This is a genomic window from Amycolatopsis sp. NPDC024027 (genome assembly GCF_040638975.1).
Lineage (GTDB): Bacteria > Actinomycetota > Actinomycetes > Mycobacteriales > Pseudonocardiaceae > Amycolatopsis.
Genome location: NZ_JBEZYY010000019.1, coordinates 218,154 through 233,142 on the forward strand (window position 1 = coordinate 218,154; position 14,989 = coordinate 233,142).

General features: G+C 73.1%; 16 protein-coding genes and 1 pseudogene. 13 read left to right on the forward strand and 4 right to left on the reverse strand.

The genetic code is table 11. The features are described from left to right. Positions 1–4: 4 nt before the first annotated feature. On the reverse strand, positions 5–1,411 hold the full coding sequence (locus AB0F52_RS37210) for a hypothetical protein (RefSeq protein ID WP_360181082.1): 1,407 nt from the start codon (positions 1,409–1,411) through the stop codon (positions 5–7). 103 nt (positions 1,412–1,514) lie between these two features. On the opposite strand from AB0F52_RS37210, the gene cutA reads away from it, so the two are divergent. The 7 genes from cutA (at position 1,515) to AB0F52_RS37245 (ending at position 6,113) form a co-directional block, all read left to right on the forward strand. Next, positions 1,515–1,844 (forward strand): divalent-cation tolerance protein CutA, encoded by a 330-nt coding sequence (gene cutA / locus AB0F52_RS37215; protein ID WP_360181083.1) that lies wholly within the window; start codon positions 1,515–1,517, stop codon positions 1,842–1,844. A 9-nt stretch (positions 1,845–1,853) separates the two neighbouring features. Next, positions 1,854–2,561 carry an RraA family protein gene (locus AB0F52_RS37220; protein WP_360181085.1) on the forward strand — a complete coding sequence of 236 codons (708 nt, stop codon included), beginning with the start codon at positions 1,854–1,856 and terminating at the stop codon, positions 2,559–2,561. A gap of 67 nt (positions 2,562–2,628) precedes the next feature. Next, a complete protein-coding gene (locus AB0F52_RS37225; RefSeq protein WP_360181087.1) occupies positions 2,629–3,093 on the forward strand; it encodes a DUF6292 family protein in 465 nt (154 codons plus the stop codon). Between the two features lie 52 nt (positions 3,094–3,145). Beyond that, positions 3,146–3,793: a response regulator transcription factor gene (locus AB0F52_RS37230; RefSeq protein ID WP_360181090.1), complete on the forward strand. Its 648-nt coding sequence runs from the start codon at positions 3,146–3,148 to the stop codon at positions 3,791–3,793. Positions 3,794–3,864: 71 nt separating this feature from the next. Continuing rightward, complete coding sequence (locus tag AB0F52_RS37235; RefSeq protein ID WP_360181093.1) at positions 3,865–4,263, forward strand: ATP-binding protein; 399 nt, start codon at positions 3,865–3,867, stop codon at positions 4,261–4,263. 51 nt (positions 4,264–4,314) lie between these two features. Next, positions 4,315–5,736, forward strand: coding sequence for a PAS domain-containing sensor histidine kinase (locus AB0F52_RS37240; protein ID WP_360181096.1), 1,422 nt, complete (start codon positions 4,315–4,317; stop codon positions 5,734–5,736). Continuing rightward, positions 5,733–6,113, forward strand: a complete 381-nt coding sequence (locus tag AB0F52_RS37245; protein ID WP_103340678.1) for a response regulator transcription factor — start codon at positions 5,733–5,735, stop codon at positions 6,111–6,113. The genes AB0F52_RS37240 and AB0F52_RS37245 overlap by 4 nt, the downstream gene beginning before the upstream one ends. A gap of 4 nt (positions 6,114–6,117) precedes the next feature. On the opposite strand, the gene AB0F52_RS37250 is transcribed toward AB0F52_RS37245, so the two are convergent. After that, positions 6,118–6,507: an STAS domain-containing protein gene (locus tag AB0F52_RS37250; protein WP_360181100.1), complete on the reverse strand. Its 390-nt coding sequence runs from the start codon at positions 6,505–6,507 to the stop codon at positions 6,118–6,120. Between the two features lie 240 nt (positions 6,508–6,747). Here AB0F52_RS37250 and AB0F52_RS37255 point away from each other — a divergent pair. Both AB0F52_RS37255 and AB0F52_RS37260 read left to right on the forward strand, forming a co-directional pair. After that, a pseudogene (locus tag AB0F52_RS37255) lies at positions 6,748–6,939 on the forward strand (DUF4326 domain-containing protein); the annotation flags it as partial. Positions 6,940–6,988: 49 nt separating this feature from the next. After that, the gene (locus AB0F52_RS37260) at positions 6,989–9,559 is read left to right on the forward strand and encodes a hypothetical protein (RefSeq protein ID WP_360181103.1); all 2,571 of its coding nucleotides are present in this window, start codon (positions 6,989–6,991) and stop codon (positions 9,557–9,559) included. Positions 9,560–9,605: 46 nt separating this feature from the next. Here AB0F52_RS37260 and AB0F52_RS37265 read toward each other — a convergent pair whose 3' ends face one another. Both AB0F52_RS37265 and AB0F52_RS37270 read right to left on the reverse strand, forming a co-directional pair. Then, entirely contained in the window at positions 9,606–10,145 is a 540-nt protein-coding gene (locus tag AB0F52_RS37265) for a hypothetical protein (protein WP_360181106.1), read from the reverse strand. Between the two features lie 52 nt (positions 10,146–10,197). Next, positions 10,198–11,643, reverse strand: coding sequence for a phenylacetate--CoA ligase family protein (locus tag AB0F52_RS37270; protein WP_360181109.1), 1,446 nt, complete (start codon positions 11,641–11,643; stop codon positions 10,198–10,200). 28 nt (positions 11,644–11,671) lie between these two features. On the opposite strand from AB0F52_RS37270, the gene AB0F52_RS37275 reads away from it, so the two are divergent. The 4 genes from AB0F52_RS37275 (at position 11,672) to AB0F52_RS37290 (ending at position 14,849) form a co-directional block, all read left to right on the forward strand. Further along, positions 11,672–12,160: a MarR family transcriptional regulator gene (locus AB0F52_RS37275; protein ID WP_360181112.1), complete on the forward strand. Its 489-nt coding sequence runs from the start codon at positions 11,672–11,674 to the stop codon at positions 12,158–12,160. Between the two features lie 994 nt (positions 12,161–13,154). Continuing rightward, positions 13,155–13,868 carry a hypothetical protein gene (locus tag AB0F52_RS37280; protein WP_360181115.1) on the forward strand — a complete coding sequence of 238 codons (714 nt, stop codon included), beginning with the start codon at positions 13,155–13,157 and terminating at the stop codon, positions 13,866–13,868. Positions 13,869–13,980: 112 nt separating this feature from the next. Next, complete coding sequence (locus AB0F52_RS37285) at positions 13,981–14,274, forward strand: DUF1883 domain-containing protein (protein WP_360181118.1); 294 nt, start codon at positions 13,981–13,983, stop codon at positions 14,272–14,274. 98 nt (positions 14,275–14,372) lie between these two features. Further along, complete coding sequence (locus AB0F52_RS37290; protein ID WP_360181139.1) at positions 14,373–14,849, forward strand: MSMEG_6728 family protein; 477 nt, start codon at positions 14,373–14,375, stop codon at positions 14,847–14,849. Positions 14,850–14,989 lie beyond the last annotated feature (140 nt).

Here is a 14,989-nt window from a genome sequence, read left to right on the forward strand (position 1 = left end):
CCCGCTACTCGACCGCGCCCGCTTGGGTGAGCAGGTTCTGGTACCAAGCGTCGTACGGGTGGTTCGTCGCCGGGTAGTTCGCCAGGGGAGTGGTGGCCTGGCTCGCCGAATCGAAGTCCCAGCCGCGGACCAGCTTGCCCGCCTGCCGGGCCGAGGTGATGAACGCCGGCTCCGTCGCCGGGGCGCCGTAGAACAGCGCACCTTGCTGCAGCTCCGCGCTGTCACCCTTCTGGAACTCGTCGAAGGCGACCTGGCGGTAGCGGATCCGGTCGCCGCCGACCCGGTCGGTGTCGGCGCGCAGCGTCTGCGCCGAGGTCGGGCCGTCGGCGCCGGTCCACACGGACACGGTGCGGCCGGCGCTGGCCGCCGTCGCCTTGGCGAACCGCGCGTCGGAGGTCTTGGCGTTGCCCGTCCACGACACCGTGGGCCCCGCCAGCACGCCGTTCCAGGCCCAGTTCTGGCTGCCGCTCTGGCTCTGGTGGATTTCCCGCAGGTGCGTCGCGCCGGTGAAGGCGACCGTCGGCAGCACGCCGTTGTCGTACTGGTGGCTCGCCTGCCAGGTGATCTCGCCGTCCGCACCGAGCTTGCCGACGTGGTACCAGAGCGTGGTCGCGCCCGGCGACTGGTGCACCTCGACCAGGTCGCCGTTGTCGTCGAGCGCGACGGCCGGCGTCTGCCCGCTGTCGTACTTGCCGTGCCGCAGCCAGGTGACCCGCCCGTCGGCGCCGTAGGTCCCGGTCCAGTACCAGAGCGCGCCGGCCCCGGAGTCGTGCACCTCGACCACCTGGCCGCGGCCGTTCAGCGCGACCGCCGGGTGGTAGCCGACGTCCCGCTTGTACTCGGTGCGGGAGCCGCCGTCGCCGGACAGCAGCGGCAGCACGCGCCCGCGCAGCGCGTCGACGTCCGGCTGCGCCGCCGGGTAGTCCTGCGCCCGCAGCAGCCGCGCGCCGAACACCGACTCCAGCTCCTGGTTCAGCGCGGTCAGGTTGCCCGCGGCGAACGACGGGTTGTCGGTCAGGTCGTCCTTGAGGTCGAGCATGACGACGATCGGCGCGGCGGCCGGGTGCTGCGCCGACCACGTGTTCACGACGGTCAGCCAGTCGCGGAGGTCGTTCGACGCCGGGTTGCCGCCGCCGTGGTCCACGAGGTTGCCGGGGGAGTCGTGCCCGATGGCGTAGTCGTGTGACGTCGTGTAGCCGTTGTCGTGCACGTCGAGTTCCAGGAAGCGCACGCCGTGGTCGAGCTGGTAGGCGAGGGAGTTCTTGGCGCCGTCGACGTTGCCCGAATAGCTGTTGTGGGTCGCGCGGAACACCGACGCGGGGAACGGCGGGCTCGCGGCGTGCGCGGTTCCGGCGGTCAGCAGCCCGGAGGCGGTGAGCACGGCGGTGGCGAGTGCGGGCAGACGGCGCATCCTCGGGTCCTCACGTCGGCGGCGGGGCGCCGCCCATCCTGGCGGCCGGGCGGTGGCGCTGTCTCGAATTCCGGGTGAACCCCTAGTCGGTAACCTCGGCGCCATGGCGGCAGAACACGTGATCGTGACGTCCACGACGGACTCGGAAGCGGCGGCGCGGGAGCTGGCCGCGCAGGCGGTGGGAGCCCGGCTCGGCGCCTGCGCCCAGGTCGTCGGCCCGATCACCAGCGTCTACCGGTGGGAGGGCGCCGTGCGGACCGATCAGGAGTGGCGGGTCGAGATCAAGACGACCGCCGACCGCGTGCCCGCGCTGACCGCACGCCTGCGGCAGCTGCACGGTTACGACCTGCCGGAGGTGATCGCCACCCCGATCGTCGGCGGCAGCGCGGAGTACCTGGCGTGGCTGACCGGGGAGACCCGGGACGCTGGCTAGATTCGGCGCATGGACCACGAAGGACTCAGGCAGCGCTTCGCGACGCTGACCACCGCCCACCTCGCCGACGCGTGCATCCGCGCCGGGCTCCCGGTGCGCTGCGCACCGGCGCCGACGCGCGCGGTGGTGCCGGGCAGCCGCCTGTTCGGCCCGGCCGTCCCGGCCCGGCACGTCGGCAGCGTCGACGTCTTCCTCGAAGCCTTCGAGGACTGCCCCGAAGGCGGCGTCCTGGTGGTCGACAACGGCGGCCGGCTCGACGAAAGCTGCGTCGGCGACCTCGTCGTCCTCGAGGCGCGTGCCGCCGGGCTCTCCGGGGTGGTGATCTGGGGCCTGCACCGCGACACCGCGGACATCCGCGCCATCGGGCTGCCGGTGTTCAGCCTCGGCTCCCTGCCCACCGGCCCGCTCAGCCTGGGCCCCCGCGTCGACGGCGGGCTGGCCGAGGCGATCGTCGGGACCTGGCGGATCGGCCCACCGGACCTCGTGCTGGGCGACGACGACGGCGTCCTCTTCGTCCCGCTCGCCCGCGCGGGTGAATTGTTCACCCTCGCCGAAGGAATCCGCGACACCGAACGCCGCCAGGCCGACCGGATCCGCGGCGGCGAACCGTTGCGGCAGCAGGTGCGGTTCGGTGAATTCCTTGCGGCGCGGGAAACGGATCCGTCCTTGACTTTCCGTGCGCACCTCCGGGCCGTGGGCGGGGCGATCGAAGAATAACCACGAAAGTGTGATCGCTGCCCGAATCGGGTATTCCGCGCCTGCAGCGGGTGCGGGAGGCGGAACCATGAACACGCTCATCGGCTTCGGCAGGGACATCGAATACCACTTCGCCCGAGGGCTGCGTGCCTACCTCGCCCGGGTCGCCCGGGCGGTCGGTGTCGGCTTCGAATCGTGTTCGCTCGACCTCGACGTGCCTACCTCCGGGTACGTCGCCCTCGACCGCACACTGCCGGACCTGCCGGGGCACGACCTGGCCCTCATCTGGGACGAGGTGCACGGCTGGTCGGCGGTCGTCGAGCCGGTGGGCGGAGGTGCGGCGAAGGCGCTCGCCTACCTCGGCGGCCCGGAAGTCCTGCCCCCGCCGCGCACGGTCGCCCGGTTCCTCGAGGTGCTGCGGGTCGCCGGGCTGCCCGCCGGCTCGTTCCGGCCGCCGGTGTTCCGCGCGGCGGGCCACCACGAGGACCTCGTCGACTGGCTGCCGGTCACCGGGCCCGAAGGACTGCTGCGGCCGAGTTCCGCCGCCTGGTGACCGGCGGGCGCCTAGGATGGGCGGTCAGTCACCACCGGAGTGAGGGAACACCGTGAGCAGCGCCGATGAGCCCCGTCCCGTCCGCGTCCTGCTGGTGGAGGACCACGACATGGTCGCGGAGGCGCTGCAGCTGGCCCTCGACCGCGCCGACGGGATCACCGTGGTCGGCCGGGCGCGTTCCCGGGCGGAGGCGGTGACCTACGCGAGCGAGCACGCCCCGGACGTCGTGGTGCTGGACCGGCGGCTCGCCGACGGCGACGCCATCGGCGTCATCGCGCAGCTCGATGCGGGTGGTGCGCGGGTGCTGGTGCTGACCGGTGACGCGACGCCCGCGGTCGCCGTGCAGGTCGCCAAGGCGGGCGGCGCGGGGCTGTTGCTGAAGTCCTCCCAGCTCGGCGTGCTGGAATCCGCGGTGCGGGACGTGGCCGCCGGCGGCGTGGTCTTCGACCCGGAGCTGCTGCCCGGCGTCTTCGACCGGCTCGCCGGCCGGGGTCTCGGCGCGGGCGCGGCGCTCACCGCGCGGGAACGCGAAACCCTCGACCTGCTCGCCGAAGGCGCGACCACCGACGAGATCGGCCGCCGGCTGGGCGTCTCCCGCAACACCACGCGCAACCACGTGCAGCGCGTGCTGGAGAAGCTCGGCGCGCGGTCGAAGCTCGAAGCCGTCGCGGTGGCCCGCCGGGAGGGCCTCATCGGCTGATGCACCTGCATCAGCCGGGTGGGGGCTTTTGCATCTCGCGCCGCCCGGTGTTCTTCGCGCAGGCTGGCAGCGTGAACATTCCTGGCCCGCTGACCGCGGAGTGCGTGCTGACCGACTCGGCGGGGGGCCTGGCCGTCGCTCGCCGGTTCACCCGGCTCGTCCTGCTCGCCTGGACCGCCGCCGTCGCCATCGACGACGCGCTGCTGGTCGTCACCGAGCTCGCGGCCAACGCGCTGCGCCACGGCGGTGGTGACCCGGTCCTGCGGCTGAGCGTGGACGGCGCGGACGTCCGCGTCGAGGTCTTCGACGACAACCCGGCGCCGCCGGTCCGGCGGCCGGCGGGGGCCGACGGCGGCTGGGGTCTCGTCCTCGTCGACCGCCTGTCCTCGGTGCGGGGGACCGCGCGTCACGGCCGCGGGAAGGTGGTCTGGTGTGTCCTGCCCGCCACGGCCGCCGAGTTCGTGGGCTGAGCCGCGGCCGGTGGTCGTGCCGGGCGGGCGGCGATCCGGCAGAGTTGCCGCATGGACGACGACCGGTTCCGCCTGTTGGTGCAGGGAGTACTGGACTACGGGATCTTCATGCTGGACACCGGGGGACACATTTCGAGCTGGAACGCGGGCGCGCAGCGCATCAAGGGGTATGCGGCCGAGGAGATCATCGGGCAGCATTTTTCGGTGTTCTACCCGGCTGAGGATGTGGCGGCGGGGAAGCCGGCGCGGGAGCTGGAGGTCGCGGTCGAGCAGGGGCGGCTGGAGGACGAGGGGTGGCGGCTGCGCAAGGACGGCACGCGGTTCTGGGCGAACGTGGTGATCACGGCGTTGTACGACGAGCAGGGGCGGTTGCACGGGTTCGGGAAGGTCACCCGGGACGTGACCGAACGCCGCGCGGCCGAGCTGGCGCTGCGGGAGAGCGAAGAACGGTTCCGCCTGTTGGTTCAGAGCGTCCAGGACTACGGGATCTTCATGCTGGACACCAGGGGACACATTTCGAGCTGGAACGCCGGCGCGCAGCGCATCAAGGGGTATGCGGCCGAGGAGATCATCGGGCAGCATTTTTCGGTGTTCTACCCGGCTGAGGATGTGGCGGCGGGGAAGCCGGCGCGGGAGCTGGAGGTCGCGGTCGAGCAGGGGCGGCTGGAGGACGAGGGGTGGCGGCTGCGCAAGGACGGCACGCGGTTCTGGGCGAACGTGGTGATCACGGCGTTGTACGACGAGCAGGGGCGGTTGCAGGGCTTCGGCAAGGTCACCCGCGACATGACCGAACGCCGCAACGCCGAGCAGGCCCTGCGCGAACGCCGCCGGCTGGTCGGGCACCTCGTCGAGGCCCAGGAGGTGGAGCGGCGCCGGATCGCCTGGGACGTCCACGACGAGTCGATCCAGTCCATGGTCGCCGTCGGCATGCGCCTGCAGCTGCTGGCCTCCCGGCTGCCGGAACCGCACGCGAGCGCCATCGGCACCCTCGACGAGTCGGTCACCGCCGCGGTCGCCCGGCTGCGCGGCCTGGTCTCCCGGCTGCGACCGCCGGAACTCGACCAGCAAGGCCTGGTCGAAGCGGTCTCGGCCTACACCGACGACGTCGCCGGCCGCTGGGGACTGGCGCACGAGGTGCGGGACGAGCTCACCGCCGAGCCGTCCCCCGAAGCGGCGATCACCGTCTACCGGATCTGCCAGGAGGCGCTCAGCAACGTCCACAAGCACGCGCGCGCCACCCGGGTCGGCGTCACGCTGTCCACTGTGGACAACGGCACCCTGGTGCGGATCAGCGACGACGGCGTCGGCACGGCCGGCGGCGACGCCGGTACCGGCCACTTCGGGCTGGTCGAGATGCACGAGCGCGCCGAAGCCGCGCACGGCTGGCTCTCCGTGGACAGCACGCCCGGCGTGGGCACCGTCGTCGAGTTCTGGCTCCCCCTGCTGCCCGACGCGACGGAGCTCGAACCGTGACCGAGCTGAGCGTGCTGATCTCCGACGACGACGGGATGATCCGGGACGTCCTGAAGGAGGTCCTGGATTCCGAGGCCGACATCGCCGTGGTCGCGGTGGCCGGCGACGCCGACGAGGCGATCCGGCTCGCCGAGCGGCTCCGGCCCGCGGTCGCCGTCCTGGACGTCCGGATGCCGGGCGGCGGCGGGGCGCGGGCGGCCCGCGAGATCGCCCGGCGCAGCCCGGGTACCGCGATCCTGGCCTTCTCCGCCTACGCCGACCGGGCCTCGATCGCCGGGCTCGCCGCGGCCGGCGTCACCGAGTACCTGGTGAAGGGCGTGCCGAACGCGGCGATCGTCGAAGCCGTCCGGCGGCTGGGCCGTCAGGCGGCCGGGTGAGCGGTCACGGGACCGGGCGGACGTTCGCGACGCTGTCGAAGTCGGTCGGCAGCAGCGTGAACAGCCGCCGCACCGCCCGGGACCGCCCGGCGTCCACGGTGAGGAGGGCCCCGGCCGAGTCGGCGAGCAGCTGGGCGCGCAGCAGCGAGTTCAGTCCGGCGACGGAGAAGAACGTGACGCCGTCGAGGTCGATGACGAGTTCCCCGACATCGCCGTCGACGCGATCCTGCAGGACCGCGTCGAGGCGGCGGGCGGTGCCGAGGTCGACCTCGCCGGTCACCTCGACGAGCAGGGTGCGGGTGCCGGTGGAACGCACGCGCACGGACATGTGGCCGCCGGCGGTCAGCCAGTCGGCGGTGAGCTGGTGGTCGGCCGAGCGTGGTTCCGGAACCATCGCGGCACACCCTTTCATCGGCAGCGGGAGCGGACCGGACGTGGCGGGACGGGGATGCCGGACGTGAGGCAGCCTGCCGGCCCGGGCGCGGAACGTCCGGCAGCGGCTGACGGCTCAACCGTGAGCCTTCAGCATAGTGCATCTGCACTAGATGGACCATCGGGTGTAACCGGATGGAGAGCTGACCGGTGAACAACGGACGACCGGCGTCGCCGGAGGCACCTCGAGGGGTCGAAGCCGGCCAGCCCGTTCCGGCCGGGTCCGGACGGCACCCGCGAGGACGTGGTCGCGAAGTACCGCGAGCACCTGCGGTCCCGGCCGGGCCTGCTCGCGCTGCTGCCCGGGCTCCGCGGCCGCCGGCTCGGGTGCTGGTGCGTCCCCGAACCGTGTCACGCCCAGGTGATCGCCGAGCTCGCGGATAACGGGCCGTAACGAAACGCACTCCCTCTGCGAGTAATCTGACACGAGGGGGTGATCGCTGATGCACGCGCGTCGGCTCGGGGGCTTCGACCAGGCCGAACTGCCCGCTGCGCACCGGATCCGGTGGTGGCTGGCGGCGGTGGCGGCCGGGCTCGTCGCGGCCGGCTTCGCCGTCGTGCCGTACCTGCCGTTCTTCCAGGCCTGGACGTTCGTGCGCGACCCGAAGGTCGCCACCGTGATCACCTGGACCGTCCTGCAGACGTCGGTGGTGCTCGTCTCCGCCGTCCTGACGCTCTACTTCACCGGCAAGGCGCGGCTGGAGTCCGCCGCCTACCGGGCCAACCAGATCGACATCCGGGTGTTCGTCGACGAGCGGCCCGAAGGCAGCCACGACCGCGAGATCGACTCCGCCGTCGAGCTCACCGCCACCTTCAAGCGGTTCCTCAACGACTCCCGCCTCTACACCCCGACACCCGTCCCGGGCGCCGGCAGCTCCTACGACTTCCTCCAGATCGTCGAGCACGCCGGCGATGCGGCGGAGGGCTGGTGGAAGGCCGTCACCAAGCTGATCCGGCTCGCCCAGCCGCCGGCCGCGTTCACCGTCACCGGCACCGTCCGGCCCGGCAACACCCCCGGCCGCCACCAGCTCATCCTGGAACTCGTGCGCGTCCCGCGCTTCGCCGCGAGCCCGATGGTGATCGAGGACGCGAACTGGGCGCGCGTGCTGCACCGCGCGGCCAACTCCGTGGCCGCGCTGGTCATCCCGCGCAGCGCCTACGTCCGCACGAACATCCACTGGGCCGCCTGGCGCGGCGCGAAGATCCCGTGCGAGCTGTTCGACGCCTACCAGCGCGCCAACCACTTCATCGCCTACCGCCGCTACGACGAGGCCCTCGCCGAGTACTACCGCGCGGTCAGCCTCGACCCGGCCAACGTCTACATCCGGCTCGAGATCGCCGCCCTGCAGGAGCAGCTCGACCTGCACCTCGACGCCCTCGCCACCTACGACGACGTGATCACCGTCTGCAGCCGGGGACACCCGCGGCTGGCCCACTGGTGGATCGGCCCCGACTTCGCGCGCCAGCCCCGCCACGCCGGCCGCGACCGCGACGTCGCCCTGCTCATCGCCCGCTACCGGCACGCCCTCGTGCTCGGCCACGGCGACTCCGTGGCCGGGTCCTGGTGGGTGCGCCGCACCACCGCGGGCGCCCCCGGCGACGCGCGGGCGCAGCGCCGCGCCGAACTGCGGGCGGCGATCGAGCTGCGCTTCCGCCGGTACGTCGACCTCGACGTCCGGACGCGGCCGTACGCGATCCCGCGGGAGAAGCGGCTCGAGCTGCACCGGCGCGTGCTGCGCGTGCCGGTCGACGAACTCCTGGTCAGCGAGGCGACCCCGGCGCAGCTGGCCGAGTACAACCAGCGCGCCGCGGAGATGCGGTCGTACTTCGGCGCGCTGTCGCAGTACGAGATCGAGCGGCTCATCGAGGACTACCGGCGGTTCGGCCGCCGCTGGCGCCGCAGCTGGCAGCAGCTGACGAACCGCGCGCTCGACCTGTCCCTGGTCTGGTCGGTGGTGCGGCGCGCGATGGCGGACGTCGAGCCGACCACCGGCGCGGTGCCCGAGCCCCAGCCCGCCTACCCCGGCAGCCGCGTCCGGCTGGCCGACGTCTGCCCGGACCGGCGCTGGCCGCCGGACCCGGGCGCGCTCGACGCCACCGTCGAAGCCGCCGGACCCCGCCGCTCGTGGGAAGAGTGCTACAACGCGGCGAGCGTGTACGCGGTCGCGATGCTCGAAGTCGGCCCGCGCGGCGAACGCGACCTGCGCGATCGCGCGCGCAACCCGCGCCTGCTCGGCGAATCGCGGGACGAGGTGGCCCGCCGCGCGGTCCGCGAGCTCTACCACGCGGCGACGATCAGCCACAGCGGGCGGCTGCCGGAGCGCCGTTCCTGGGTGATGGGGGAGGACCCCGACCTGGCGGCCCTGCGCGGGCACGAGCTGTTCCGGGTGTTCGAGATGGTGACGTTCTCGCCGGACCGCGCGGCACCGCTGCGGCCGCAACGCGCCCACGTCTGGGAGCAGGTGGGGTACGTCCGCCGGCTCGTCGCCGAGATCGCGGGCTGCCGGGCGCACTTCTGGCGCGTCCGGGCACTCGACGAGGGCCCGCCGCCGGACGGCCGCACCCTCGACCGCTGGCGCGCGGCCGACCGCGACGCCTGGCGGAAGCTGGTGAACCTGGCGGCCGGGAAACAGGACTGGTACACGCGCTACCAGGCGATCTGCGCGTTCCGCGAGTGGGCGGCCGAGTGCGGCTACCCGGGCTCGATCTCCGGATTCCCGCGGTACTGCGAGGAAAGCCTGCACGCCCAGCTGCGCGGCGCGGCGGGCCCGCGCGCTAAGACGGGCCTCGACGCGAACATCGTCGTGCGCGAGTACGTCCGCCTGTGTGACCGCCGCCTGGACCACCTGGTGGCGGACGTGGCGGAACTCGAGCAGACCCCGGGGGCGGCGGACGACTTCGCGGCCCGCGCGGAGCTGTGGGCGGCGCTGTGTTCGTGGTTCGACGACGACATCGCCGACGGCTCGTCGGCCGACGAGCGCCGAGAACGGTTCCGCAAGCTCGCGCGTCCTTAACGCGTCGGCGGCGGGCGGCCCGGGCCGGGCCGGGCCGGACCGCCGGTCAGGCGGCGTCGCGGTAGAGGCTCGTCACCTCGCGGATTCCCGCCGCTCGCCGCTGCTGGACCTGCCCGAAGTAGCGGTTGTTGCGGATCTGGGTGCTGCGGTGGCGCCGGGATCGCCCGGCCTCACGCCGGAACACCGAGATGCCGTCGGTGAAGTCGGTGCCGCCCCACGGGATCAGTTCCTGGGCGACGCACCGCAGGCCGGCCGCCGCCGAAAACCGCTGGAACTTGGCGGCCGACATGCTCGTCGCGCGCCAGTGCTCGTTCCCGATCGTGAGCTCCCCGGTCTTCTGATCCGGTAGGAGTCCAGGTTGGAATGGTGGAAAACGCCGCTTCGCGCTGGCGGGCAGGAGGAACTGCGTCGCGCGGCCGAATCCGGGCGCGATCTCCAGGGTGTGCGCCGACGGCAGGAAAGGACTGATCCTCGGCTGAATCGCCCACGCCCACATGCTCTCGGACCATTCGTAGTTCGCCCAGCGGTGGTGGTTTCCTCGACGCTCGGAATGAGATCGCCCCCTGCGTGACGGCAGCCGGATCATTGGGCGACGGACCCGGTGTTCCGCGGAGAACAGCCATTGGCCGCCAACAGCGCTAGGACGGCCGCGTGTAGCGGTGCTTGACGCCGGCCGGGAAGTACCCGGGGTCGCCCGCCGGGCGCAGGACGACGTCCGGCAGCTGCCGCTCCGCCGGGACGTAGTGCGCGAACTCGCTGTTCAGCCGGACCAGCTGGGCACGCACGGCCGCCGCGATCCGGCCGGCGTCGGCGGTGGCGCCCGGCGCCGTCTCGACGGTGATGCGCAGCCGGCGGTCGCGGTCGGCGTCCTCGACCGACTCGATGACGAACTTGCCCGTCACCGTGTCGCTGATGCCGGGCTGCTCCAGGCCGACGGTGACGTTCTCCGGGTAGACGTTCGCGCCGAAGAACGACACCGTGAACAGTGAGCGGCCGAACACGTACACGAACGGCAGTTCCGGACCCGGTGGCGGGGTGAAGCCGTGCCGGGCGCAGTGGGCGAGCAGCTCGGCGTGCGGGAGGACCCCGCCGTCGTCGGCGATGTGGTAGCGGATCAGCGGGATGCCGCCGTCCGCGGTGAAGACGAGGGTGCCCTCGTGCACCTCGAAGAACCGGCTCGCCGGGTCGTACTGCACCAGCGTCGGCAGGCGCGCGTCGCCGAAGACCTCGCGGGCCGGCTCCGGGTGGCCGGCGAAGAACCGCCGGATGCTCGCCGACAGCGGGGTTTCGTTGCCGAGCACCCCCGCGTCGGCCGTGCCGTACAGCGACGCGATGTCGCGCACCGGGTCGGTGATCCCGGCCCGCCGGGCCACCAGCTCGCGCCACTGCTCGCTGAACACCTCGCCCGCCAGCACCAGCTTGATCGCGTACGCGGGCCAGTCGACGCCTTCGGCCAGCCCGGTGTCGACGACGTCCTTGACGAACGGCGGGTAGCCCAGCAGCACCACCTGGTCGAAGTGCGGCGCGAGCTCGGGCAGCACCCGCAGGATCTCCGCTTTGTTGTTGCCGGGCGCCACGACGGTGATCGGGGCGCCCTTGGCGGCCAGGTGCCGCACGCACGCCGTGGTGAACAGGCCGCCGACCCAGGTGCCGAGCGGGAAGCAGACGACGGCGAGGGTGCGGCGCCGATCGGCGCCGAAGGCGTCGACCAGCACCTGCTCGAAGCGGCGGGCGACGTGCAGTTCGTCTTCGAGCGCCCGCGGCCAGACGGTCGGGTGGCCGCTGGAGCCCGAGGAGACGGCGATCATGTCGAGCTCGTCGAACGTGCCGCCGCGGCACAGTTCGGGCAGCGGGTACTTCCGGTGGTAGCCGGCCTTGTCGGTGCGGGGCAGCCGCGCGAAGTCGGCCATGGTCTTCACGGTCCGCGGCTCGATCCCGTGGTCCCGCAGGAACTTCCGGTACGCGGGCACGGTTTCCGCGGTGCGGTGGAAGAGCTCGAGGACGTGGTTGCCCGACGGCGGTTCCGCGGCCCCGAAGAAGGTGTCGAACGCCTGCCGCACGCGCGTCTGCCGACCGAGGTCCATGATCGGAGCATAGCGGCGGCCGCGTGTCATGATGGGCGCCGTGAGCACCTCCGCCCAGGAGCACCCCGCCGGCGCGCCGTTGACCCTTTACCTGGTCAAACGGCTCGAGCTGGTGATCAGGGCCCTGCTCGACGACGCCCTGCGGCCGCTCGGGCTCACCACGCTGCAGTACACGGCGCTGACCGTGCTCGAAGCCAGCGGCGCGCTGTCCTCGGCGCAGCTGGCCCGCCGGTCGTTCCTGCGGCCGCAGACCATGCACGAAATGGTGCTGACGCTGGAAAAGCGCGGCCTGATCGCGCGGACTCCCAAAGCGGGCAACAAGCGGGTCCTGCTGGCCGGCCTCACCGACGCCGGGCGCGAGTTGCTCGCGGGTTGTGCGCCGGCGGTCGCGGAGCTGGAAAACGCGCTCCTGGCCGACCTGAGCCCGGGCCAGCGCGCGACGTTCCGCGAAGGCCTGCAGCACGGCGTCACGGCACTCGGCACGCTTTCGGGACAGCGGCGGGCGCAGGAAGCCTGAAATTCGGCGGAGGTATCGCCGAGCGGTCACCCGGTCCATCGACCTCACCCGACTGGAGTCTCGATTCGGGCTTGCGACTAGGCCGGAAGAGTGGTCGCGCCGGACGGCCCGTAGCAGGGGTGTGACCCGCGGCGTTGGAGGGTACGTCCCAGGCCTGTTCTCATCGTGGAGGTTCGCCGACGTGACCCGGGCTCGCGAGGTGGGCGGCGCGTCCGTCGCCGCTCGCCGGCTGCTGGTACTGGCGGGAGCCGTGGCGGGCTTCTGGCTGGTGTCCTGGCTGACGTCCGGCAACGCCGACGCGTCGCCGGGCCGGCCCGGCAACGTCGATCCGATCGCGGCGGTGGTGGGCGTGTTGGCCCCGCCGGACCATGCCGCCCCGGCGAAGGTCGGCGCTGTGCCCCGGGCTGGGCAACGGGCGACCACTCAGCTCCCGCGAGCGGTCGCTGACGCGGTGGCAGCCGGTGGGGGTGCGCGGACGGTACGGCCGGATTCGCGCGCGAGCAAGGCGGCGGTGCCTCCGCGAACCGCGAGCGGAGCTGCCGACGGGCCGGTGACGCGCGCCGCTGGGGTGGCTGCTGCGCCTGGCGCTGTGGGTGCGGCTGCGCCGGTGGCGCGTGCTGCGGGGACGAACGCCTTGCCTGTCGCTTCGAACGCAACTGCGGGTGTGGCGCCGGTGGCGCGCGCTGGTGGGGTGGTTGCCTCGTCGTTGCGGGAGACCACCGCCGCTGTTGTGGCGCCGGTGTCGGGAGCCGTGCGTGCCGCTGAGCCGGTGGCGCGTGTCGTCGGGGCGGTTGCCTCGCCGCTGCGCGAGACCACTGCCGCGGTCATGGCGCCCGTGTCGGAGGTTGTGCGTGCCGCGCGGCCGGTGGCGCGCGCTGCGGGGGCGGTTGCCTCGCCGCTGCGGGAGACCACCGTCGCGGTTGTGGCGCCAGTGACGGTAGCCGTGCGTGCTGCCGAGCCTGTGACGCGAGCCGTGGGGGCAGTGATCGCTCCCGTGAGCGCGACCGCCGGTGCCGTTGTCGGGCCTGTGGTGCGCTCGGCCGTGCCGGTGATCGAGCCCGTCTCAAGCGCCGCGAAGGGGTTGCTCTCCCGGCTGACCAAGGCCGCCGCCCCGCTCGTCGAACCGATCGTCGCCGTTGTTGCCGCGCCCGTGACCGGGCTCGTCGACGCCCTGGGCCGCGTCGTGGAGCCCGTCGCCCGGCCCGTGCTCGGCACCGCTTCTCCCGTCCTGACCGACCTCCTCACCCCCGTCGCCGCCGGGGCCGGGGCTCCGGCGGCCTTGGGCGCCGCGGCGCCTAAGGCCGGCTTCGTCGTGCGGGCCGTGCTCCCGCTCGCCCGGGTGGTGACCGGCCCGCCGCCGAACCAGCAGATGGTTCCGACCGTGGCCGGCGGCCCCGCGGCCGCCGGCGCGCAGGCGCGGCCGATCGGTCCCGCCTGCGCCCGGACCGCCACCGCCGCGGCCGGTCCGCGCCGAGGTGCGGCTCGCCACCCCTCATCCCCGCTCGACGGCCACCGTCCCGGGCAGATCCCGGCGCATCCCGGCGCGCCCGTGTCCTCCTCCGACGTCGCCTCCGGCGGCGGCTCGAGCTTCCCGCCCGCCTTCCTGGCCGCGGGCCACACTCCGCACCACTTCCGGGCGTCCCCCTGGACGCACGGGGACTTCGTGCCGCTGTGGCGGCCCTCCGAACCGGGCACCGGGCCCGGTTAGTCGCGTTCGATCTTCCGCCGTCGTGTGCTCCGCGGCGTGATCCGCGCTGCCCGCGACCGTCGTACTCGAATCGAACAACCACGCGTGGAAGAGGGACGAAATGGAAGCGAGCGTGTTCGACCTGGGAAAGGTGCGAAGAGACGCGGTGGTCACCGTCCGCCTGGACGCGATGGCCAACGTCAGGCTGCTGACCGCGGTCAACTTCCAGGCCTACCGGCGCCGGCAGTACTACCGGATGCACGGCGGGGTGGCCACCGCACCGATGTTCAAGATCCACATTCCGGCCAACGCCCACTGGTTCCTGGTGATCGACGTCGAGGGCCTCGAAGCCCGGCCCCTGCGCCCGCGGGTGAGCGTCGAACCGGAAGCGGCCGTCACGACCCGTGGGTCCAGCGGCCCCCGGTGACCGTCGCCTTCGCGGCCCCGAACCCGCGGTCGGGGCCGCGGCCGGCGCGGGCGGATCTTCCCCGCGTCGGCGAGCGGGAGCGGGGGTACCCGGCCCGGATGCAGACGTTCCTGCCGTGCGCCGACTTCACCGCCGGCGCCCGCACGCTCGACCGCCGCCGGCTCGGCAAGCAGCGCGTGGAGGCGCTCCAGGTGCTGCGCGCGCTCGTCGTGCCCGGCTACGGCTGGCGCCACCACCCGGCGGCGAAGATGTGGACCGGGTACGAGGAGGCGTTGACGCGCTACGGCCTCGAGGTCTGCACGGTGTGGTGCGAGCTGGGCGCGGCGGACACGTGCGCGGTGAAGCTGGGGGAGGAGTTCACCCGATCGGTGGGCAGTCGCGAGGTCCGCACGCAGGCCGAGCTCACGGCGGCGGGTGACGTGCCGCCGTGGCTGGGCGACGAAGCGCTCCACCGCAGCCACCGGTCGGCGCTGGTGCGGAAGGACCCGGACCACTACGGCCCGCGGTTCCCGGGGGTGCCGCCGGACTTGCCGTACGTGTGGCCGCCCTCGGACCGCCCGGGCCGGACAGCCTGAGCCGACGCGGCGCGGGTCACCTGGTCGGCCTCACTTCGGACGTCATGAATGACTCCTTGGGTTTTAACGTCGGGGGCGGTTGGGGCGACCCTGGTTGATCATGCAGGCAGCCCTTGGTTGATCCTTCTTCTTGTCTAGGG

Bases quoted from the DNA above. Each gene is read 5' to 3' on its own strand.
- AB0F52_RS37260 (WP_360181103.1), top strand. From the start codon at position 6,989: ATGCACGCGCGTCGGCTCGGGGGCTTCGACCAGGCCGAACTGCCCGCT.
- AB0F52_RS37290 (WP_360181139.1), top strand. From the start codon at position 14,373: ATGCAGACGTTCCTGCCGTGCGCCGACTTCACCGCCGGCGCCCGCACG.
- AB0F52_RS37220 (WP_360181085.1), top strand. From the start codon at position 1,854: ATGGACCACGAAGGACTCAGGCAGCGCTTCGCGACGCTGACCACCGCC.
- AB0F52_RS37265 (WP_360181106.1), bottom strand. From the start codon at position 10,145: ATGATCCGGCTGCCGTCACGCAGGGGGCGATCTCATTCCGAGCGTCGA.
- AB0F52_RS37275 (WP_360181112.1), top strand. From the start codon at position 11,672: ATGATGGGCGCCGTGAGCACCTCCGCCCAGGAGCACCCCGCCGGCGCG.
- AB0F52_RS37225 (WP_360181087.1), top strand. From the start codon at position 2,629: ATGAACACGCTCATCGGCTTCGGCAGGGACATCGAATACCACTTCGCC.
- AB0F52_RS37270 (WP_360181109.1), bottom strand. From the start codon at position 11,643: ATGGACCTCGGTCGGCAGACGCGCGTGCGGCAGGCGTTCGACACCTTC.
- AB0F52_RS37240 (WP_360181096.1), top strand. From the start codon at position 4,315: ATGGACGACGACCGGTTCCGCCTGTTGGTGCAGGGAGTACTGGACTAC.
- AB0F52_RS37250 (WP_360181100.1), bottom strand. From the start codon at position 6,507: ATGGTTCCGGAACCACGCTCGGCCGACCACCAGCTCACCGCCGACTGG.
- cutA (WP_360181083.1), top strand. From the start codon at position 1,515: ATGGCGGCAGAACACGTGATCGTGACGTCCACGACGGACTCGGAAGCG.
- AB0F52_RS37210 (WP_360181082.1), bottom strand. From the start codon at position 1,411: ATGCGCCGTCTGCCCGCACTCGCCACCGCCGTGCTCACCGCCTCCGGG.